Genomic DNA, 18,262 nt, shown 5'->3' on the forward strand with positions numbered 1-18,262 from the left:
GGGCCTTTCTCTTGCAGGAGACCTCCGGCCTCAGGCCCGGCGCGGCGGGACCACATCGGCGAAGTCGGGCCAGGCCTTCCAGGCCGGCTCCACCGGGGAAGCCTCCGCCCGGGGCGTGTAGGGCGAGGCCTCGCCGCGGGCCAGGTCGGGAATGTAGCGGGGGCAGTTGGGGAAGATGTCGACCGGCGTCACCCGCACCAGAAGCTGGGCGCCCGGCATGTCCTCCATCAGGGGGTCGTCCCGGACCACCTCGGCGCGGCCGTTGACGCGAAGGCGGCCCGGCTTTTCACCCATGGCGATGAACAGCAGGCCCACGTGCGGATTGGCGACGATGTTGCCCAGGCTCTTGAACATGCCGTTGCCGTCGTAGTCGGGGAACACCAGCAGGTCCGGCGCGACCACGCGCGCAAAGCCGGGGGCGCCCCCCTTGAACGAGCAGTCGGGCCGGCCTTCGGCGTCGGCTGTCGCGAGGAAGAACAAGGGCTGGGCCTGGATGAAGGCCGACTCCGCCTCAGTGAAACGGTCGTGGCGCAGCTTCTCCACCAGCCGGTCGGCCAGCGGGCGGCTGCCGAAGGCGTCCTGTAGCGCCCGGTTGCCCTCGTGGAACATGACGTGTCCTCCCGCCGCCACCATAGACCGGATTTGTCGTGGCGCGGCGGCTCGGGTAGAGACAGCGCCCTCCGAAGGACCCGACGACGTTGCGACTCCCCCAGGCCAGGCTCGACCAGGTGCTCGACCGCTTCCGCGAGATCGAGGCGCGCATGGGCGCGGCGTCGGACGGCGCCGAGATCGTCCGGCTGTCGAAGGAGCACGCCGAGCTCAAGCCCGTGGCCGACGCGGTCACCACGCTGGAGAAGGCCCGGGCCGAGGCGCCCGAACTGGAGGAGATGGCCGCCTCGGGCGACGCCGAGATGGCCCAGATGGCCCGCGACGAACTTGAAGCGCTGAAGGAACGGCTGCCGGTGCTGGAGCGCGACGTGGCCCTGCTGCTCGCGCCCAAGGACCGGGACGAGAACGCCTCGGCCATCCTGGAGGTCCGGGCCGGCACGGGGGGCGACGAGGCGGCCCTGTTCGCCGGCGACCTCTTCCGCATGTACCAGCGCTACGCCCAGGGCCGCGGCTGGCGGGTCGAGATCGACTCCATCTCCGAGGGCGAGGTGGGCGGCTACAAGGAGATCGTGGCCTCGATCACCGGCGACGGCGTGTTCGGGCGGCTGAAGTTCGAGAGCGGCGTCCACAGGGTGCAGCGCGTACCGGCCACCGAGGCGCAGGGGCGCATCCACACCTCGGCCGCCACGGTCGCCGTCCTGCCCGAGCCCGAGGAGGTGGAGATCGAGATCCGCGACCAGGACCTGCGGATCGACACCTACCGCTCGTCCGGCGCCGGCGGCCAGCACGTCAACAAAACCGACTCCGCCGTACGCATCACGCACCTGCCCACCGGCATCGTGGTGACCAGTTCCGAGAAGTCGCAGCATCAGAACCGCGCGCGGGCAATGAAGGCGCTGAAGGTCAAGCTGTACGACATGCAGCGCGAGGCCATCGACTCGGCCCGCTCCGAGGCCCGCAAAAGTCAGGTCGGGTCGGGCGACCGGTCGGAGCGCATCCGCACCTACAATTTCCCGCAGGGCCGGGTGACCGACCACCGGATCAACCTGACGCTCTACAATCTGGCGAAGGTCATCGAAGGGGAAGCGCTGGACGACGTCATCGGCCCGCTCATCGCCGAGGACCAGGCGGCGCGGCTGGCCGCCCTCGAAGACGAGTTGGCCTGAAGCGCCGGGCGAGGTCGCGCACGTGGTCGGCGCCCGCGCGCAGCCCCATGAAGCCGCCGCCGACCTCGTCGGCCACCGCCGCGCCGCGCTGGCCCATCGGCTTGGGCGGTCCCACGGTCGAGTCCTGGGCGGTCTGGTGCTCGATCTCGGCGTTGAGCTCGGCGCCCAGGAGGACGATCAGCACCGAGACCCACACCCAGAGCATGAAGGCGATCGCCGCGCCCAGCGAGCCGTAGGTCGCGTCCAGGCGCGCGACATGGTTGAGATACCAGGAGAATCCTGCCGATCCCGCAATCCAGAGGGCGGCCGCTGCGAACGCCCCCGGTGCGATCCAGCGCCAGCGGGCGGGCTTGCGGCTGGGGCCATAGCGATAGGCGACGGCGAAGCAGCCCGCCGCCACCACGAACACCAGCGGCCAGCGCGCGGCGACCAGCAGGCCTTCCCGTATCCCGAACCAGGCCAGCACTATGGGCGCGGCCACCAGGATGACGCTGATCGCGGCCAGGAAGACCAGCAGGACCAGGGTGAAGGCGTAGGTCACCGCCGTCCGCAGCAGGTAGGGCCGGCGCTCGGCCTCGTCGTAGGCGACGTTCAGGCCGTCGACCAGCGCACGGATTCCGGCGCCCGCGCTCCAGAGCGACAGCAGCAGGCTGACCAGGAAGGCCAGCGAAAGGCTGGCGGCCTGGCCGCTGGCCAGTCGCATCATCTGATCGCCCAGCAGGCTCACCGCCTCGGGCGGGAAGATCACGGAGAGCTGGGCGAGCTGGGCCTGGACCGCACCCACGTCGGCGATCAGCCCGTAGAGCGAGACGAAGACGCCCAGGGCCGGGAAAATCGCCAGCAGTGTGAAGTAGGTCACGCCGCCCGCCACCACGGTCAGCTTGTCCTCGCCGAACTCGCGCGAGACCCGCCACACAATGTCGCGCCAGCCACGCCAGGGGATGTGGAGCGGATGCGCGGCCGCCCGCCCGCGTCCCGGCTCCTGCTCGTCGAAGTCGACGGCTTCGGCGGGCGGCTGGCCGCCAAGGCTCGACCGCGCTACCGCATCGCCGGCGGACGGGTTCTCTGAAGCGCCTGACCTCACGCGGCCCTCCCTGCCCACTCCAGAGAACCGCTGGACGGCCACGCCGTTCCCGGGCGCCTTACCGATCCCTAACTCGACGCCGCGCCCCGCGGGTGGGACATCCGATCGAGACGGACATGGAGGCTTTCATGCGGCGGGCGATCCTGGCGGCGGCCCTGGCGCTGGCGGCGGCGGGCTGCGGCGAGCCCAAGGCGCTGGTGGACAACTGCCATATCGGCGTCTACCGGCTGGCGGACGGCGCCCTCGTGGACGTGGCGCCGGCGCCCGGCGGCCTGCGCTGGCGCCTCATGGACGGGCGGACCGGCCTGCTGGCCGCCGGGTCCGACGGCGGCTGGACCAGCAAGCTCGGCTGGACGGGACGGCCGGACGGCGTGGCCGTGACGTTCGGGACCTGCGCGGAGAACCGGATCGGGTTTGCGGGCCAGGCCGGCCAGAGGCTCTCGTTCCAGACCCTGGAAACCCGCTTCGCGGGCCATGGCGGCGTGGAGCTGGCCGGCCGGCTGGTCCTGCCGCCGGGGGCCGGTCCCGCGCCGGTGGCCGTGATGGTGCATGGCTCGGAGGACACCTCGGCGCGCGACTTCCGCATCGAGCAGCGCCTGTGGCCGGCGCAGGGGGTGGCCGTCTTCGTCTACGACAAGCGCGGGACGGGCGGGTCGAACGGCCGCTACACCCAAGACTTCGATATCCTGTCCGACGACGCGGCGGCGGCGGTTGGCGAGGCGCGGCGGCTGGCGGGCGCGCGGACGGGCCGCGTGGGCCTGGACGGATCGAGCCAGGGCGGCTGGGTCGCACCGCTCGCGGCCTCCAAGACGCCGGTGGACTTCGTGATCGCCCGCTACGGCCTGGCCGACGGCCCTCTGGCGGAGGACAAGGGCGAGGTGCTGCTGGGCCTTGCCGAGAAGGGGTACGGTCCCGACGTCCTGGAAAAGGCGGGCCGCGTCGCCGACGCCACGGGCGAGATCATGTCGAGCGGATTCAAGGAGGGCTTCGACACGCTGGCGGCGTTGCGGAAGCAGTATGGGCGGGAGCCGTGGTGGAAGGATCTGGAGGGCGAATTCACCGGCCAGATCGTCCACGCCCCGGGGCCTCTCGTGCGCCTGGTCGGCCCGCACATGGACAAGGGCACGAGTTGGACCTACGACCCCATGCGGGTGCTGTCGACCTTGCCGACGCCCGTGCTCTGGGTGCTGGCCGGCGCGGATCGCGAGGCTCCCCCGGACGAGACGCGGCGGCGTCTGGTCGCGCTGGCCGAGGCGGGGCGCCCCGTCACCGTGATCGAGTTTCCCGACACCGATCACGGCATCATGGAGTTCGAGGCCGCAGAGGGCGGGCGCCGCATGACGCGCTACGCCGACGGCTACTATCGCGCGGTCCTGGACTTCGCCCGGGACGGCCGCCTGGAGGGCGCCTATGGGGCGGCGCGCCGGCTCGCGCAGCCCGGCCCGCGACCCACGCCTTGAGCCCGGGGCGGCTTTCGGCGAGAAACCCTTCATGAGCGGCCATATCGCGGCGATCTTCCGCCATCCCATCAAGGGCTTCACGCCCGAGCCCCTGGACCATGTGGACCTGGCCCCCGGAGAGGGATTTCCGCACGACCGGGTCTGGGCGGTGGAGAACGGCCCCTCGGGCTTCGATCCCGACGCGCCGGCCTGGACGACGAAGCAGAAGTTCACCGTGCTGGCCACGATCCCCGAGGTGGCGCGGGTCCGCACGCGGCTGGACGACGCGTCCGGGGTCATGACCGCCGAGGCGCCGGACGCCCGCGCCTGGTCGGGCCGGCTGGACGCCGCCGCCGACCGCGAGACCTTCGCCGGCTGGCTGACGGGCTTGCTGCCGTCCGAAGAGATCCGCGGCCCCCTGAAGGTGATGGACGCCCGCGGCGGGTTCCGCTTCACCGACCATCCCCTGGGTCAGGTCTCGATCATCAACCTCGCCTCCGTGCGCGACCTGTCGGCGAAGATGGGCGTGGAGCTCGACCCGCTGCGCTTCCGCGGGAACCTCTACGTCGAGGGGTGGCCAGCCTGGGTCGAGAACGCCTGGGAAGGCCGCGAACTGATGGCCGGCTGGGCCAGGGCCAAGGTCTACAAGCCTATCGTCCGTTGCGCCGCCACCGAGGTGGACCCGGCCACGGGGGTGCGCGACCAGGAGGTGGTGAAGGCCCTCTTCGACCACTACGGCCATATGCTCTGCGGCGTCTACGTCCATGTGACCGCCGCCGGCCGTGTGGCCCTCGGGGATGCGGCGACGGCGCCGCAGGATGTCGCCGAGGCGCGCCCATGAACCTGCTCCAGGCCTGGCAGGGCGCGAAGGCGCGCCTCGAGGCCGCCGGCGTGCCCGGCCCCGTCATCGACGCCCGGCTGCTGGTCGAGGCGGCGGCCGACGCCACCCGCGTGGACATCGTGAGCGACCCCTATCGGACGCTGACGCCCGAGCAGGCCGCCCGGCTTGAAGACTATGTTTCACGCCGGGAGAAGCGCGAGCCGGTGAGCCACATCCTGGGCCGCAAGGGATTCTGGAAGATCATGCTGCGGGTGACCCCCGACGTGCTGACGCCCCGGCCCGATACCGAGACGGTGGTGGAGTACGCGCTGCGCGATTTCCCCGAGCATGCGCCGCGGCGCATCCTGGACCTGGGCGTGGGATCGGGCGCGATCCTCCTGGCGTTGCTCGCCGAGCGCCCGGCGGCCCGGGGGCTCGGGATCGACGTGTCGGAGGAGGCGCTGGCCGTGGCCCGCGACAACGCCGCCTCCCTGGGCCTCGCCGGCCGGGCGGCGTTCCTGCGCGGCGACTGGACGGCGGGGATCGAGAGCGAGGGCTTCGACCTCGTGGTGGCCAATCCGCCCTACATCGCCGAAGAGGTGATCCAGACCCTCGACCCCGAGGTGCGCGACCATGAGCCGCGCCTGGCGCTGGCCGGCGGCGCCGACGGGCTGGACCACTACCGCATCCTGGCGCCCGAGATCCTGCGGGTGCTGAAGCCGGGCGGGCGCTTCGCCGTGGAGATCGGCTACGACCAGAAGAGCGCGGTCGAAACGCTCTTCCGCGAGGCGGGCGGAGTCTTCATCGAGACGATCCGGGACCTGGCCGATCGCGACCGTGTGGTGGTCGGCGAGAAAAAGACCTTGGAAACGACGACCTGACTCGCTACATCAGGTCTCGTCTCCACCCAAATCCGTCGGTGTTGCTGGTAGATGCGTCCCCATGAAGGACGCCCGCCCGCCCTGACAAGCGCGGCGCCTTCACCATCAGGGGCCTCTCGCTGGCGAGCTTCCGGGCGGAAGACGGGGAACACTTTCGCTTTCTTGGGGACTGACCGGGCCGAGGCCCGTCCACGCGGAAAGCCAAGCCGCCGAAGAGGCGCTAGGGAAGAACCGGACGGTTTCTTAAAATATGAGAGATTTCAAGGGTATGAAGCGCCAACGCGGTCGAAACCGGGGTGGCGGCGGCGGTGGCGGCAAGCCCCAGCAGAACGCCAACCGCGCGTTCGATTCGAACGGCCCCGACGGCGTGAAGGTGCGCGGCAACGCCCAGCACGTCTTCGAGAAGTACCAGCAGCTGGCGCGCGATGCGTCCTCGGCCGGCGACCGGGTCCTGGCCGAGAACTACCTCCAGCACGCCGAGCACTATTTCCGCCTGATCCGGGCCATCCAGCCCAATCGTCCCGCCAGCGAGATCATCGGCCGCGACCAGTTCGCGTCGGGCTACGACATCGACTTCGAGGACGAGAACGCCCAGGCCCAGGCCGAAGCCGCCGACGAGGGCGCGCAGGACGGCCCCGAGGCCCGCCCGGATGGCGGGGAGCGCAGTCGGGAACGTGACCGGGGCGAATGGCAGCCCCGGGAGGGCGAACCCCGTCGCGACCGGGACCAGAACCGCGACCCGAATCGGGATCGGGAGCAGAACCGCGACCGGGACCAGAATCGCGACCGGGATCGTGACGGCCGCGACCGTGACCGCTGGCGCGACCGCAACCGCGATCGGGACCGCCGGGACGACCGCCCGCGCAGCGAGGACGGCGAACGCCGCGAGCGGCCCGAGCGCTCAGAGCGGCCCGAACGCAGCGAGCGCGCCGAGCGTGAGCCCCGCGACCCGCTGGCTGTGATCAATCCGCAGGCCGAGGCTCCGGTCGAGTCGCGCAACCCTGAACCCCGCAATCCCGAGCCGCGCGGCCCTGTCCTGCGCGACTCCGACGGGGGGTCCAGCGACCTGCCCGACTTCCTCCGCGCGAGCCGCGCGCCTGCCGTCGCGCCGGAAGCCGCCCCCGAGGAGAAGCCCGCCCGTCCCCGTCGCCGCCGCGCGCCGCGCAGCTTCGACGCCGGCGAAGGCGCGCCGCCGGCCAGCGAGAGCGAAGACGCCTGACCACCGGGGGGCAGTCGCCGGGAAGCCGGCGCCGGGCGCCCTCAGAAGCGGTAGCCCACGCCCAGCCTGAAGTTGCGGCCCGGCAGGGGCGCGATGTCCTTCAGGAAAGAGGCGTGCTCGCGGGCCTCGACATCGCCCAGGTTGCGGCCCTCCAGGAAGATCTTGAATCCCCGGTCGCGCAACGGCCGGACCGTCAGCGAGGCGTTCACCAGCGTATAGCCGCTGGTGGGCAGTTCCGACGCGGCGACCCGATCCTGGCCGCCCACCCGGCGCACCTCGATCATGCCGCGCCACCAGCCGGCCTCGTAGATTCCTCGCCCGGCCACCGACCAGGGCGGGATGCGGGCGGGCGGGCCCAGGTCGGTACGGCCGCGGACGTAGTCGGCCGTTCCCTCCAGGGTGAAGCTGCGCCCGCCGCTCTCCCAGGCGCGGAACGCGCCGTCGATCTCGCCGCCGTAGAAGGTCGCGTCGGTCTGGCGGTAGGCGAAGATCGGAAGGCCGCTGTCGTCGTCCTCCCCGCCGGTGCGGCGCAGGTCGATGAAGCCGTCGTAGCGGACAGCGAACAGGTGGGCGTCCACCTCGAAGCGGCCGCGCTCCAGATGTCCCGTCAGGTCGACGGAGTACGACACCTCGCTACTCAGAGTCGGATCACCGATCTCGAACGACCGCGTGGCGGGGTGTGCGCCCTGGGCGAACAATTCCTCCTGCGCCGGCGCCCGCTCGGTCCGGGAGGCGCTCAGCGAAACGAAGAGACCCTCCGCCGGCCGCAGGAACGCGCCTGCCGACGCCGAGACGCCGGTGAACCCGCGGTCGGCCACGAGACTGTCGATCTCCTTGCGCTCGAGGCGTAGCCCGCCTTCGACGCCCCAGGCGTCGCGGTCGAGCCGTTGCAGGGTGAAGGCGCCCCACTCCTTGGTCCGGGTGGCCGGCACATAGGCTTCGTCGCCCACGGCGGCGAAGTCCCGCCCCAGGGCCTGGAGGCCCAAGGCGCCCTGCCAGCCTCCACGATCCGGCTGGACGAGTTCGATCCGGCTCTCCCATCCATCCGACGTGAAGCGGGTGGCCGGCGTCCCGTCCTCGAGTTCGACGTGGGTGTAGTCGGCGTAGCCCACCGAGAACCTCAGGGTTTCGAACGGTCCGGCCCCGAGCCGCGTCTCTCCCCGCAGGTCGTAGCGCGTCTGCCTCAGCTTGATGCTGACCGCCTCCTCCTCGCCCTCGGCATGGTCATCGTGATCATGGTCATGGTCGTCGTGGTCATGATCGTGGTCGTGGTCGTCATGATCGTGACCACCGTGGGCGTGGGCATGGCCCGGGACGCCGTAGTCCGACCGCGTGCGCTTCACCGAGACGCCGACGTAGCCGCGCTCGCCCACGTACGAGAGGCCCGCCCCGTAGGCGCTGAGGTTGGAGAAGGTGTTCTCGACCTTCGAGTCCACCTTGCCCGGCCACTCGTCGGCCTCGCCCTCGGCGGCGAACTGGCGACGCGACTCCGGGAAGGTCGGGACCTTGTAGTCCTTCGTCTCCCGGCGCAGGCCGTCCGCGGTGAAGACCCAGGGGCCCACGCCGGCCTTGAGCGCGCCACCCAGGCTCCAGCCGTCGTCGACACTGGAACCCGACGCCAGGACGCGGCCCGACAGCCCCTCGACCGGCCGGGTCGGAATCCGGTCGTCGATGATGTTGACCACGCCACCGATGGCTGAGCCGCCATAGGCCAGGGCGGAGGGGCCGCGCAGAACCTCGATGCGCTCGGCCTCCTGGGGATCCGACGCCACGGCGTGGTCGGGAGAGAGCGCGCTGGCGTCCACCTGGCCCAGACCGTTCGACAGCACCAGGACGCGCGGACCCGAGAGGCCGCGGATCACGGGCCGGCTGGCGCCGGGGCCAAAGGCGCTGGACCGCACGCCGGCCACTCCGGCCAGGGCGTCTCCGATGCCGCCCGCCGGCGCCTGGTCGATATCGTCGCGTTTCAGGATGTCGACGCTCGTGGTCGCCGAGTCCAGGGTCACGGCGTAGGGCGCCGCGGTGACCACCACCTCGCCCAGCTCGCGCGGGGGATCGCCGCCCGAGGTCGAGGCGGATTGCGCGAACGCCGGGCCGGCGAGGAGCGCCGTGAGGGCGGCGGCGGAGAAGAATTGGACACGCGACATCGTGGACCTGGGAGAGGACTTGCAAGGAGATAAATCTGTTATGAAATAACATAACGACTCGTCAAGTCGTTGCGGCGCAGGCGGATCGGCGATAGCGGAGAGACATGGCGAGCGATTGCCAGCATCACGAGCATCATGTGCACCACGGGCTGTCCGGGGCGGCGCTCGGCCGGGCGTTGGGCGACGCCGAAGCGCGCTGTGCGGAGGGGCGCGAGCGCCTCACCACGCCGCGCCGCCGCGTGCTGGAGCTGCTGCTGGGGTCTGACGCGCCGATGAAGGCCTACGATCTGATCGCCGCCTTCGGCGCCGGCGGCGAACCGGCCAAGCCGCCGACGGTTTATCGCGCTCTCGAATTCCTGGAACGCCTGGGGTTCGCGCACCGTATCGAGAGCCTGAACGCCTACGTCCCCTGCCGCATCGAGGGCGGACACGTCGCGGCCTTCCTGATCTGCGACTGCTGTGGCGAGGCGGCCGAGTTCCAGCCGGATCTCGGCCCCTCGATGTCGGCGGCCAAGGCCACGGGCTATGCGGTGCGCGCGGTCACCCTGGAAGCCCGCGGCCTCTGCGCCGCCTGCCAGGCCGGCTGATCACCACCAGAAGACGTTGCGCACCACCTGGACGATACGGCCCGTGTACTGGTCGATCAGCAGGGCGTCCGGCCCCGAACGCACCCAGTCGAAGCCGGGCGGCGGCAGAGGCAGATCGTAGAGCCACGGGTCGAGGATCCAGTAGCCCGGCCCGAACCACGCGCGCGGATAGAAGTCGCCGAAGCTCCAGGTCCGCACATAGAAGCCGCTCGGCGGCCGCCAGTCGTAGCGGTAGCGGTTCGACGAGAAATAGACCGAGGGATAGCGGCCACGCTCCCAATGGCGCCGCTCGCCCTGCCGGCGATCCCAATCACGGCGGTCCCGATCACGGCGGTCGTCGCGGCGATCCCAGTCGCGCCGGTCACGACCATCGGCACGCCCGTTCCAGTCGCGCCCTCCACGATCGCTCCGATCCCAATCCCGACCGCCGCGGTCATTGTCCCGGCGCCCTTCGCCCTGGCGCGCTTCACCTGGACGCCCTTCACCTGGACGCCCGCCGCGCCCGGTCCAGTCACGCCGTTCGCCGCCCTGGCGGTCGCCACTCCATTCGCCCCTCGGGCGGTCTGCGCGCCGGGCGTCGTCGCGACCGCGCGGCTCGGCGGCGCGGGGCGCGGCCGGAGCCTGCGGCGCGGGCGTCGCGCGCGGCGCCTCGCCCCGACTGACGCCCCCACTGGCGCCCCGGCCTGGTCCCCGATCTCCGCCTCGCCACTCGCCACCGGATCGGCCCGGCCGATCGACGCCGCCGACGTCGCGACGGGGCCCTTCACGCCCGGACTGCGCCCGGAACCCGCTGTCGCGGCCTGGGCCGCCGCGCTGTTCCATGCGCTCGCTGCGACCGCCGCGATCGCCCCGTTCTCCGCGTTCCTGGCCGAAGGCCGGAACGGCCGTGGCGGCGGCCAGAACGACGGCCAGGGCCGTCATGGTCGTCTTCATGGTCTTCATCGTCCGTCTTGGGACACCTGACGGCGGCCCGAAGTCCCTTCAGCAAGGACGATGCGCAGGGTCTGGGTGAACCGTGCTTGAACGGCGCGACGGATCGCGCCACCTCAGGCGTTGAAGAAAGGATTTCCCCCTTGGCCGCGACGCCCAACGATGTCCTCACTTTCTGGCGTTCAGCCGGGCCGCAGAAGTGGTTCGCCCGGGACGCGCGCTTCGACGCCGCGATCCGGCTGAAGTTCGAGCCCGTCCACCACATCGCGGCGCGGGGCGAATACGACCGCTGGGCCGAGAGCCCGGACGGCGCGCTGGCCCTGCTGATCCTGCTCGACCAGTTCCCGCGCAACCTCTACCGGAACTCGGCTCACGCCTTCGCCACGGACTCCAAGGCGCGGACCATCGCCCGCGCCGCCACCGAACGCGGCTGGCACCGCGACGTGGAGGCCGGTCTGCGGCCGTTCTTCCTGTTGCCGTTCCAGCACTCCGAGACGTTGGCCGACCAGGAATATGGCCTGGAGCTGGCGCGCGACCTGGGCGACGCCGACACCGTGAAGTGGCACGAGATCCACCGCGACATCATCGCCCGCTTCGGCCGCTTCCCGCACCGCAACCCGGCGTTCGGCCGCGCGACGACCCCGGAGGAGCAGGCGTTCCTGGACGAAGGCGGCTTCGCGGGCTGAACCCTCCGGCTCATGTGGACGCCAGCTCATGTGGACGCCAGGCTCTGCGCTGTGGATCGCAGGCGCCGAGGCGCTATCCGGCGTCACGCGAATCACCGACGCTCAGCCTCGATGAACGCTCATGCCGCCATCGCCGCGCCGTACGAGGCCGCCCCGGACCATCCCGAGCGGCAGTATCTCGGCCTGCTCGCCGATATCCTGGAGAACGGGGTGCGCCGCGGCGACCGCACGGGTGTGGGCACCCTGGGCGTCTTCGGGCGGCAGATGCGGTTCGACCTGTCGCAGGGCTTCCCGCTGCTGACCACCAAGAAGCTGCACCGCAAGTCCATCATCCTGGAGCTCTTGTGGTTCCTCAGGGGCGACACCAACGTCCGGTGGCTGCAGGAGCGCGGGGTCTCCATCTGGGACGAGTGGGCCGATCCCTCCGGCGAGCTGGGTCCGGTCTACGGCAAGCAATGGCGGTCGTGGGCGGCGCCCGACGGCCGGGTGATCGACCAGATCGCCGGCGTGGTGAAGAGCCTGAAGGCCAATCCCGACAGCCGCCGCCACATCGTCTCGGCCTGGAATCCCGCCGAGGTCGAGGACATGGCCCTGCCGCCCTGCCACTGCCTGTTCCAGTTCTTCGTGGCGCCGGATGAAAAGGGGAGCGGCCGGTTGAGCTGCCAGCTCTACCAGCGCTCGGCCGACGTGTTCCTGGGCGTGCCGTTCAACATCGCCAGCTACGCCCTGCTCACCCTGATGATGGCCAAGGTGACGGGACTCGAGCCGGGCGAGTTCGTCCATACCCTGGGCGATGCGCACCTCTACCTGAACCACCTGGAGCAGGCGCGGCTCCAGCTCTCGCGCGAGCCCCTGCCCCTGCCCACCCTGCACGTGGCCGACCGGGACGACCTGTTCGCCTTCCAGTTCGAGGACTTCCGCCTGACGGGATATTCGGCCCATCCCTCCATCCCGGCCCCCATCGCGGTCTGACCATGAAGACGCCGCTGACCCTTTCGGAAGTCTCGGAATCGGCGGCGCGCATCTCGGACATCTACGCCGGCAAGTACGGGATCGCCCGCGACGACGACTGGTACCTGCTGAAGCTCCAGGAGGAGCTTGGCGAACTTTCCCAGGCGCATCTGCGCCTCTCCAGCCGGGGGCGGGGCGAGGCCTGCGAGCACGACCGGGCCGACGAGGCCGCGGACGTCCTGTGCCAGCTTCTGCTCTACTGCCGCCGCTTCGGCATCGACCCCGACGCGGCCGTGCGGCGCAAGTGGCTGCAATGGCTGGAGGAGCCGCCCTCGCCTCACCGCGAGGCGCATGGCGTGGAGATCGGCTAAGCGCTCCCGCCCGTCTTTCTGGGCCGGGCCATGACGGCTGCGAAGGTTCACGCTACTTAGCGCACCATGTCACAGGTCATCCTCTCCGCCGGCCCCATCGCGCGCGCGCGAAACGGCGTCATCGGGCGCGACGGGACGCTGCCGTGGCGACTGAAGACCGACCTGGCCATCTTCCGCGCCGTCACCATGGGCAAGCCGGTGATCATGGGTCGCAAGACCTGGGAGAGCCTGCCGAAGAGGCCGCTGGTGGGCCGGACCAACATCGTCCTGTCGCGCGACGGCTCGTTCGAGCCCCAGGGCGCGATCGTGTGCGAAGACTTCACCGAGGCGGTGGGCATCGCCCGCGAGCAGGCCGAGGACGACGGCGCGGCCGAGGTCTGCGTGATCGGCGGGGCGTCGCTGTTCGAGCTGGCGCTGCCCCGCGCGCGCCGGCTCTACCTGACCGAGGTCGACGCCGAGGTGGAGGGCGACGTCGTGCTTCCGCCCATCGACGAGAGCCGCTGGGACGAAGTGCGGCGCGAGGCGCATCCCGCCTCGGACGTCGACGAACACCCGTTCACCGTCCGCGTGCTGGAGCGTCGCTGACCTCAGGTCACGGCTGCGCTGCGCCAGACGCCGCGATAAGCTCTCGCCAACGACGCGGGAGGGACGACGTGATGGAACTCGAACTGGTTTGCGAAGGGCTGGCGTTTCCGGAGGGTCCGGTCGCCATGGCGGACGGGTCGGTGATCCTGACCGAGATCAAGGCGCAGCGGATCTCGCGCGTCACGCCGGACGGGCGGCGTGAAACGGTGGTCGAGACCGGCGGCGGGCCGAACGGCGCCGCCCTCGGCCCCGACGGCGCGCTCTGGATCACCAACAACGGCGGATCGTTCGTGTGGCTGGACAACGGCGGCCTGACCATTCCCGGCCCCACGCCCCCGACGCACACGGGCGGCATGATCCAACGCTACGACTTCAAGACCGGCAAGCTGGAGACGGTCTACGACTCCTGCGACGGCAAGCGACTGGTCGGCCCCAACGACCTGGTCTTCGACAAGGCGGGCGGCTTCTGGTTCACCGACCACGGCTGCTCCACCCCCGACGGCCGCAAGAACGGCGGGGTCTTCTACGCCCGCACCGACGGCGGCCACATCCGCCAGCATCGCGGCCACATGATCTCGCCCAACGGCATCGGCCTCTCGCCGGACGAGTCGGTGGTCTATGTGGCCGACACCCAGCTCGGCCGCCTGTGGGCCTTCGACGTGGCCGCGCCGGGCGAGCTGGCGCCCAACCCCGGCTTCGCGCCCGGGCGGGTGATCTGCAACCTGCCCGGCTATCAGCTTCTGGACAGCCTGGCGGTGGAGGCCTCGGGCAAGGTGTGCGTCGCCACCATCATCAACGGCGGCGTCACGGCCTTCGATCCGGACGGCTCGGTCGAGCACTATCCCGTGCCGGACCTGATCACGACCAACATCTGCTTCGGCGGCGACGACATGCGCACCGCCTGGATCACCGCGTCGGCCACGGGCAAGCTCTACAGGGCCCGCTGGCCGCGGCCGGGGCTCAAGCTCAACTTCAACGCGTAGCCCCTCCCCGTCATGGGGAGGGAGGGATCAGTAGAGCGTTGCGAGGGCCGTGCGGTCGTAGGCCCTGAGTTCCGACTGACGGCCGTCGCGGATCTTCAGCACCCACTCGGGGTCCTGGAGGAGCGCGCGGCCGACCGCGACGAGGTCGAAGTCGCCGCGCTCCAGCATGGCCTCCAGGCGCTCCAGCGACGCCGGCTCGGATTTCTCGCCGCCCCACGACGCGATGAACTCGCCGGACAGGCCCACCGAGCCGACGGTGATGGTCGGGACGCCGGTGACCTTCTTCGCCCAGCCGGCGAAGTTGAGGTCGCTGCCCTCGAACTCCGGCTCCCAGAAACGGCGCTGGGAGCAATGGATGACGTCGGCCCCGGCGTCGACCAGGGCGCCCAGCCAGGCCTCCAGCGCCTGAGGCGTGGCGGCCATCTTCACGGCGTAGTCCTGCTGCTTCCACTGGCTGACACGGATGACGACGGGATAGTCGGGGCCCACGGCCTTGCGGACCGCGCGCAGGATGTCGGCGGCGAAGCGGGCGCGGCCGGGCAGGTCCTTCGCGCCGTAGGCGTCCTCGCGCACGTTGGTGCCGTCCCAGAAGAACTGGTCGATCAGGTAGCCGTGGGCGCCGTGCAGCTCGATGGCGTCGAAGCCCAGCGCCTTGGCGGCCGCGGCGGCGTCGGCGAAGGCCCGGATGGCGTCGGCCACCTCGGACTCGGTCATGGGCTCGCCGAACCTCTTGTCGGGACGCGACAGGCCCGAGGGGCTGTCGTAGGGGCCGGGCGGAGTCCAGGTCTCGCTGCGCGTCTTCACGGCGCCCACGTGCCAGAGCTGGGGCGCGATCCTGCCGCCGGCGGCATGGACCTCGTCCACCACCCGCTTCCAGGCGGAAAGCTCGGCGTCGCCGTGGAAGCGCGGGATGTTCGGGTCGTTCAGCGAGGCGGGGCGATCGACGCCCGTGCCCTCGGTGATGATCAGGCCGACTCCGTTCTCGGCCCGGCGGCGGTAGTAGGCGGCCACGTCAGCGGTGGCGACGCCGTCCGGCGAGAAGGACCGGGTCATGGGGGCCATGACGATCCGGTTGGGCAGGTTCAGGCCCTTCATCGCGAAGGGGGTGAAGAGGACGTCGGCGGCCATTTGCGCTCCCCGCATGTGTTCAAACAGATGTTTATCCGAGCCGCATCGCCGGGCCAGACAGATTTCCTGGCGCCGCTTCGAGGCCCCGCGCCGCTTGGAGGCTCCTGTTGGAGGCTCCTGGGGACGGAAATCGCGGAGATGCGGCGGCGAGGGCTGAACGGCCGCTGCAACCCGTCAGCCGCGCTTCCGGCGGCGGGCTACGAGCGCGAAGACGAAGGCGCCCGCCATGGCCGTCAACGTCAGTAGCCAATGATCGCCCAGGTCGAGCCGGTAGAAGCGTGAGGCGACGATGTCGGCCAGCAGGATCACGCTGCTGGCGCTGATCCCGGCCATGAGGGCGCCGCCCCAACGGCGCAGCCGGTCCTCGCCGTCCCAACGGCGCAGCCGGTCCTCAGGGGGTGGCGCGCCAGACTCGTTCATTCCGAGCCTTGATCGACCGAACGCTCGGCTGAAGGATCAACTGCGGGACCGGCCGGCGGCGCCTGGGACGTGTCGCGTTCGGCCTGGCGCGCCGCGTCCATCTGCGCCCGGCGCTCCCGGGTGGCCTCGCGGGTTTCTTCCTCGGTGGCGAGTTTGGTCCAGGCCCCGGCCGCGCTTTCATGCTTCGCGCGAAGCTGGGCCAGGGGCGTTGCTTCCGCAGCCCTGGCGGCTTCTGCGGCATAGGCCCGGTACTCGGCGGACCGCTTCGGGAATTCTGACAACGCCACCTCCCAGGACATGTGAAGACGAAGCGTTCGCCAACGACACCGTCGGCGAACGCCTGTTGTGGCCGTCAGGCGGCCTGAAGGTTCTCTGCCGCGAACTTGCCGCTGCGATTGTCGCGCTGGAGTTCAAAGGCGAGCTTCTGCCCCTCGTGGAGAGACACCATCCCGGCCCGCTCGACGGCGGAGATATGGACGAAGACGTCATTGGAGCCGTCTTCCGGTTGGATGAAGCCAAAGCCTTTTTGGCCGTTGAACCACTTTACAGTGCCAGTTTGCATAATCGTCCCTTTCCGGACATGAGTTCTCGCACCCGAAATCGGGCGGGAAGATCAAATTTTCGGTGAGGGTCGATCTGTGATGCGGCGCGCCAACTTGAAATCCAGGCACAACGCCAAGTGAGCCTAAGCGATATTTGACTTCTCGAATATGGGCCCATAAGCCGAATTTTGCAAGTCTCGCCCGGAATAATACTTTTCCAATAGGGGCTACCCCCTGCTATTGGGGGCCATGAGGTTAGAACCAGGCCGCGTCATCATCCACGTTCTCCGGCACGAAGGTGGCTGGGCCGCAGAATTCGAGGGCGAGCGTTTCGCCTACTCCCTCGACAAGGAAATCGCCCGGGCCGGCGCCCTGCGAAGAGCCCGGAGCCTGTTCGATGCGGGCCGCGCCTGCCAGGTCACCGTGCAGGGCGAAGCGGCCTTCCTTCGAGGCTGAAGGCGGCCGCCCGACCCGCCGTCGCAGGCCGTGACATCGGGGACGCCGCCGGCGCTCAGCGGCGAGCCTTGGCCAGCTCGTTGACCGCGACCTGGTTCTGAAGGGCCAGGGCCTGGAGCGCGAGGCGCGCATACGCCTCGGGGTCCACCTCGAAGCGCCCGGTCGCCGACGCGTGCGAGACATAGCCGAGCCGGCCGCTCCAGGTGTCGACCGCGCGGGCGCCGGCCGCGGTCGACACGGCGGGACCGCGGCCCGAACCGACCGAGCCGAACGCGCCGGGCGCCTCCAGCGAACCATCGACCTTGTATTCCAGGAAGCCGCCGTGCTGGCCGACCCGCACGCGCCAGGGCTCCATCGAGAATCCGCCGATCACCGGGCCGCCGTGTATGCCGGGCTGGAACGAAGCCTGGGCGCCGCGGGAGACGATGGCCATCGGTCCGCCGCCGGACGCCTTGACGTGGGCGTAGTTCACCGTGAAGCGCGGCGCCACCATCGTCGCGTCGAGCACGCGCGTCATGGTGCGGACGGGCCCGAGGTTGACCGGCATCGCGCTCTCGGGCCACGAGCCCAGCCCGGTCGGATGGACCAGGGCGTAGGCCTGGCGGGCGCCCAGGTTCCCCATCGTCTGGACCTCGATGTCGCCGGCGCCCGCCTTGAGCTGGTCGGCGCCCGAGGCCGCCCGCCATTCCTCGGGCGGGACCACGGAGAAGCCGGCGGCGGCGAGGCGCTCCAGGAAGTCGGCGTAGGCCCGGTCGGTGATCGCCTGGATGAGCGCGGGCTCGGCGCCGCTGAGGACCGTATCGGCGCTCGCGGTCGTATCCGCCGTCCGGGCCTGGGCGCCGGCGCTGACCATGAACGACACCCGGTAGGAGGGCACGAACACGCGGGTCCGAACCTTGTCGCCCGCCAGGATGTTGCGCGTGAACTTCGCCGGCGGCTGGGACGGCAGCACGATGGGCGCCGCAAGCGACGCAGGCAGCGGCTGGGCCACCGCAACGCCCGCCATGCACGCCCACATCCCGGCGACGCCCAAGACCCACTTCATGACCTGCTCCTGCAAACACCCAGGATGGCAAGGTGCGGCGGACCGCCCGGCCGGCGCATCCCCGGATTGGATACCTGAACCGCCGAGGACGAGAACCGCCGAGGACGAGGCTGGGGACGTCCGAAAGGGGCGGGATATCCGAGCGGGGCCGGATATCCGAAAGGGGGATGCGCCCCGGCGCCGCCGTCCCCGATCCTGACCGACGCGACGAAG

22 protein-coding genes are annotated in these 18,262 nt (G+C 70.7%); 13 read left to right on the top strand and 9 right to left on the bottom strand.

Annotated features, from left to right (window positions below; genetic code table 11):
• Positions 1-30: 30 nt before the first annotated feature.
• On the bottom strand, positions 31-609 hold the full coding sequence (locus WG212_RS06375) for a pyridoxamine 5'-phosphate oxidase family protein (RefSeq protein WP_337186241.1): 579 nt from the start codon (positions 607-609) through the stop codon (positions 31-33).
• Positions 610-698: 89 nt separating this feature from the next.
• Here WG212_RS06375 and prfA point away from each other — a divergent pair, with 89 nt between their 5' ends.
• Positions 699-1,775, top strand: a complete 1,077-nt coding sequence (gene prfA / locus WG212_RS06380) for a peptide chain release factor 1 (protein ID WP_337186242.1) — start codon at positions 699-701, stop codon at positions 1,773-1,775.
• Here prfA and WG212_RS06385 read toward each other — a convergent pair.
• On the bottom strand, positions 1,720-2,859 hold the full coding sequence (locus WG212_RS06385; protein ID WP_337186243.1) for a YihY/virulence factor BrkB family protein: 1,140 nt from the start codon (positions 2,857-2,859) through the stop codon (positions 1,720-1,722). The genes prfA and WG212_RS06385 overlap by 56 nt on opposite strands.
• 128 nt (positions 2,860-2,987) lie before the next feature.
• Between WG212_RS06385 and WG212_RS06390 the strand changes: the two genes are divergently transcribed.
• From WG212_RS06390 to WG212_RS06405, 4 genes are all read left to right on the top strand, one after another.
• A complete protein-coding gene (locus tag WG212_RS06390; protein ID WP_337186244.1) occupies positions 2,988-4,319 on the top strand; it encodes an alpha/beta hydrolase in 1,332 nt (443 codons plus the stop codon).
• 31 nt (positions 4,320-4,350) lie between these two features.
• On the top strand, positions 4,351-5,139 hold the full coding sequence (locus WG212_RS06395) for an MOSC N-terminal beta barrel domain-containing protein (RefSeq protein WP_337186245.1): 789 nt from the start codon (positions 4,351-4,353) through the stop codon (positions 5,137-5,139).
• Complete coding sequence (gene prmC, locus WG212_RS06400; protein ID WP_337186246.1) at positions 5,136-5,999, top strand: peptide chain release factor N(5)-glutamine methyltransferase; 864 nt, start codon at positions 5,136-5,138, stop codon at positions 5,997-5,999. Before WG212_RS06395 ends, prmC begins: the two co-directional genes overlap by 4 nt.
• 250 nt (positions 6,000-6,249) lie before the next feature.
• The gene (locus WG212_RS06405; protein WP_337186247.1) at positions 6,250-7,218 is read left to right on the top strand and encodes a DUF4167 domain-containing protein; all 969 of its coding nucleotides are present in this window, start codon (positions 6,250-6,252) and stop codon (positions 7,216-7,218) included.
• 41 nt (positions 7,219-7,259) lie between these two features.
• On the opposite strand, the gene WG212_RS06410 is transcribed toward WG212_RS06405, so the two are convergent.
• Complete coding sequence (locus WG212_RS06410; RefSeq protein WP_337186248.1) at positions 7,260-9,365, bottom strand: TonB-dependent receptor; 2,106 nt, start codon at positions 9,363-9,365, stop codon at positions 7,260-7,262.
• Between the two features lie 104 nt (positions 9,366-9,469).
• Here WG212_RS06410 and WG212_RS06415 point away from each other — a divergent pair, with 104 nt between their 5' ends.
• Positions 9,470-9,952 (top strand): Fur family transcriptional regulator, encoded by a 483-nt coding sequence (locus WG212_RS06415; protein WP_337186249.1) that lies wholly within the window; start codon positions 9,470-9,472, stop codon positions 9,950-9,952.
• Here WG212_RS06415 and WG212_RS06420 read toward each other — a convergent pair whose 3' ends face one another.
• Positions 9,953-10,150: an RcnB family protein gene (locus tag WG212_RS06420; protein WP_337186250.1), complete on the bottom strand. Its 198-nt coding sequence runs from the start codon at positions 10,148-10,150 to the stop codon at positions 9,953-9,955.
• Positions 10,151-10,231: 81 nt separating this feature from the next.
• On the opposite strand from WG212_RS06420, the gene WG212_RS06425 reads away from it, so the two are divergent.
• From WG212_RS06425 to WG212_RS06450, 6 genes are all read left to right on the top strand, one after another.
• Positions 10,232-10,915 carry a hypothetical protein gene (locus WG212_RS06425; protein WP_337186251.1) on the top strand — a complete coding sequence of 228 codons (684 nt, stop codon included), beginning with the start codon at positions 10,232-10,234 and terminating at the stop codon, positions 10,913-10,915.
• 110 nt (positions 10,916-11,025) lie between these two features.
• On the top strand, positions 11,026-11,568 hold the full coding sequence (locus tag WG212_RS06430) for a DUF924 family protein (protein ID WP_337186252.1): 543 nt from the start codon (positions 11,026-11,028) through the stop codon (positions 11,566-11,568).
• A gap of 111 nt (positions 11,569-11,679) precedes the next feature.
• Entirely contained in the window at positions 11,680-12,540 is an 861-nt protein-coding gene (locus WG212_RS06435) for a thymidylate synthase (protein WP_337186253.1), read from the top strand.
• A gap of 2 nt (positions 12,541-12,542) precedes the next feature.
• The gene (locus tag WG212_RS06440; protein WP_337186254.1) at positions 12,543-12,890 is read left to right on the top strand and encodes a phosphoribosyl-ATP pyrophosphohydrolase; all 348 of its coding nucleotides are present in this window, start codon (positions 12,543-12,545) and stop codon (positions 12,888-12,890) included.
• A gap of 66 nt (positions 12,891-12,956) precedes the next feature.
• Positions 12,957-13,475, top strand: coding sequence for a dihydrofolate reductase (locus WG212_RS06445; RefSeq protein WP_337186255.1), 519 nt, complete (start codon positions 12,957-12,959; stop codon positions 13,473-13,475).
• Positions 13,476-13,546: 71 nt separating this feature from the next.
• Positions 13,547-14,458: an SMP-30/gluconolactonase/LRE family protein gene (locus tag WG212_RS06450; protein ID WP_337186447.1), complete on the top strand. Its 912-nt coding sequence runs from the start codon at positions 13,547-13,549 to the stop codon at positions 14,456-14,458.
• 27 nt (positions 14,459-14,485) lie between these two features.
• On the opposite strand, the gene WG212_RS06455 is transcribed toward WG212_RS06450, so the two are convergent.
• From WG212_RS06455 to WG212_RS06470, 4 genes are all read right to left on the bottom strand, one after another.
• Positions 14,486-15,586, bottom strand: coding sequence for an NADH:flavin oxidoreductase (locus WG212_RS06455; protein WP_337186256.1), 1,101 nt, complete (start codon positions 15,584-15,586; stop codon positions 14,486-14,488).
• 174 nt (positions 15,587-15,760) lie between these two features.
• Entirely contained in the window at positions 15,761-16,006 is a 246-nt protein-coding gene (locus WG212_RS06460) for a hypothetical protein (RefSeq protein ID WP_337186257.1), read from the bottom strand.
• Positions 16,003-16,287 carry a hypothetical protein gene (locus WG212_RS06465; RefSeq protein ID WP_337186258.1) on the bottom strand — a complete coding sequence of 95 codons (285 nt, stop codon included), beginning with the start codon at positions 16,285-16,287 and terminating at the stop codon, positions 16,003-16,005. Before WG212_RS06465 ends, WG212_RS06460 begins: the two co-directional genes overlap by 4 nt.
• A 71-nt stretch (positions 16,288-16,358) precedes the next feature.
• On the bottom strand, positions 16,359-16,568 hold the full coding sequence (locus WG212_RS06470; protein ID WP_337186259.1) for a cold-shock protein: 210 nt from the start codon (positions 16,566-16,568) through the stop codon (positions 16,359-16,361).
• A gap of 229 nt (positions 16,569-16,797) precedes the next feature.
• Between WG212_RS06470 and WG212_RS06475 the strand changes: the two genes are divergently transcribed.
• Complete coding sequence (locus WG212_RS06475) at positions 16,798-17,004, top strand: hypothetical protein (protein ID WP_337186260.1); 207 nt, start codon at positions 16,798-16,800, stop codon at positions 17,002-17,004.
• 55 nt (positions 17,005-17,059) lie between these two features.
• On the opposite strand, the gene WG212_RS06480 is transcribed toward WG212_RS06475, so the two are convergent.
• The gene (locus WG212_RS06480; protein ID WP_337186261.1) at positions 17,060-18,049 is read right to left on the bottom strand and encodes a hypothetical protein; all 990 of its coding nucleotides are present in this window, start codon (positions 18,047-18,049) and stop codon (positions 17,060-17,062) included.
• Positions 18,050-18,262 lie beyond the last annotated feature (213 nt).

It is taken from the genome of Phenylobacterium sp. (assembly GCF_037189685.1).
Classification (GTDB): domain Bacteria; phylum Pseudomonadota; class Alphaproteobacteria; order Caulobacterales; family Caulobacteraceae; genus Phenylobacterium.

Excerpts from the sequence above, each read along its gene's own strand:
- WG212_RS06375 (WP_337186241.1), bottom strand. The coding sequence starts at position 609 with ATGTTCCACGAGGGCAACCGGGCGCTACAGGACGCCTTCGGCAGCCGC.
- WG212_RS06390 (WP_337186244.1), top strand. The coding sequence starts at position 2,988 with ATGCGGCGGGCGATCCTGGCGGCGGCCCTGGCGCTGGCGGCGGCGGGC.
- WG212_RS06395 (WP_337186245.1), top strand. The coding sequence starts at position 4,351 with ATGAGCGGCCATATCGCGGCGATCTTCCGCCATCCCATCAAGGGCTTC.
- prmC (WP_337186246.1), top strand. The coding sequence starts at position 5,136 with ATGAACCTGCTCCAGGCCTGGCAGGGCGCGAAGGCGCGCCTCGAGGCC.
- WG212_RS06405 (WP_337186247.1), top strand. The coding sequence starts at position 6,250 with ATGAGAGATTTCAAGGGTATGAAGCGCCAACGCGGTCGAAACCGGGGT.
- WG212_RS06410 (WP_337186248.1), bottom strand. The coding sequence starts at position 9,365 with ATGTCGCGTGTCCAATTCTTCTCCGCCGCCGCCCTCACGGCGCTCCTC.
- WG212_RS06415 (WP_337186249.1), top strand. The coding sequence starts at position 9,470 with ATGGCGAGCGATTGCCAGCATCACGAGCATCATGTGCACCACGGGCTG.
- WG212_RS06425 (WP_337186251.1), top strand. The coding sequence starts at position 10,232 with ATGGCGCCGCTCGCCCTGCCGGCGATCCCAATCACGGCGGTCCCGATC.
- WG212_RS06435 (WP_337186253.1), top strand. The coding sequence starts at position 11,680 with ATGAACGCTCATGCCGCCATCGCCGCGCCGTACGAGGCCGCCCCGGAC.
- WG212_RS06440 (WP_337186254.1), top strand. The coding sequence starts at position 12,543 with ATGAAGACGCCGCTGACCCTTTCGGAAGTCTCGGAATCGGCGGCGCGC.
- WG212_RS06445 (WP_337186255.1), top strand. The coding sequence starts at position 12,957 with ATGTCACAGGTCATCCTCTCCGCCGGCCCCATCGCGCGCGCGCGAAAC.
- WG212_RS06450 (WP_337186447.1), top strand. The coding sequence starts at position 13,547 with ATGGAACTCGAACTGGTTTGCGAAGGGCTGGCGTTTCCGGAGGGTCCG.
- WG212_RS06455 (WP_337186256.1), bottom strand. The coding sequence starts at position 15,586 with ATGGCCGCCGACGTCCTCTTCACCCCCTTCGCGATGAAGGGCCTGAAC.
- WG212_RS06460 (WP_337186257.1), bottom strand. The coding sequence starts at position 16,006 with ATGAACGAGTCTGGCGCGCCACCCCCTGAGGACCGGCTGCGCCGTTGG.
- WG212_RS06470 (WP_337186259.1), bottom strand. The coding sequence starts at position 16,568 with ATGCAAACTGGCACTGTAAAGTGGTTCAACGGCCAAAAAGGCTTTGGC.
- WG212_RS06475 (WP_337186260.1), top strand. The coding sequence starts at position 16,798 with ATGAGGTTAGAACCAGGCCGCGTCATCATCCACGTTCTCCGGCACGAA.
- WG212_RS06480 (WP_337186261.1), bottom strand. The coding sequence starts at position 18,049 with ATGAAGTGGGTCTTGGGCGTCGCCGGGATGTGGGCGTGCATGGCGGGC.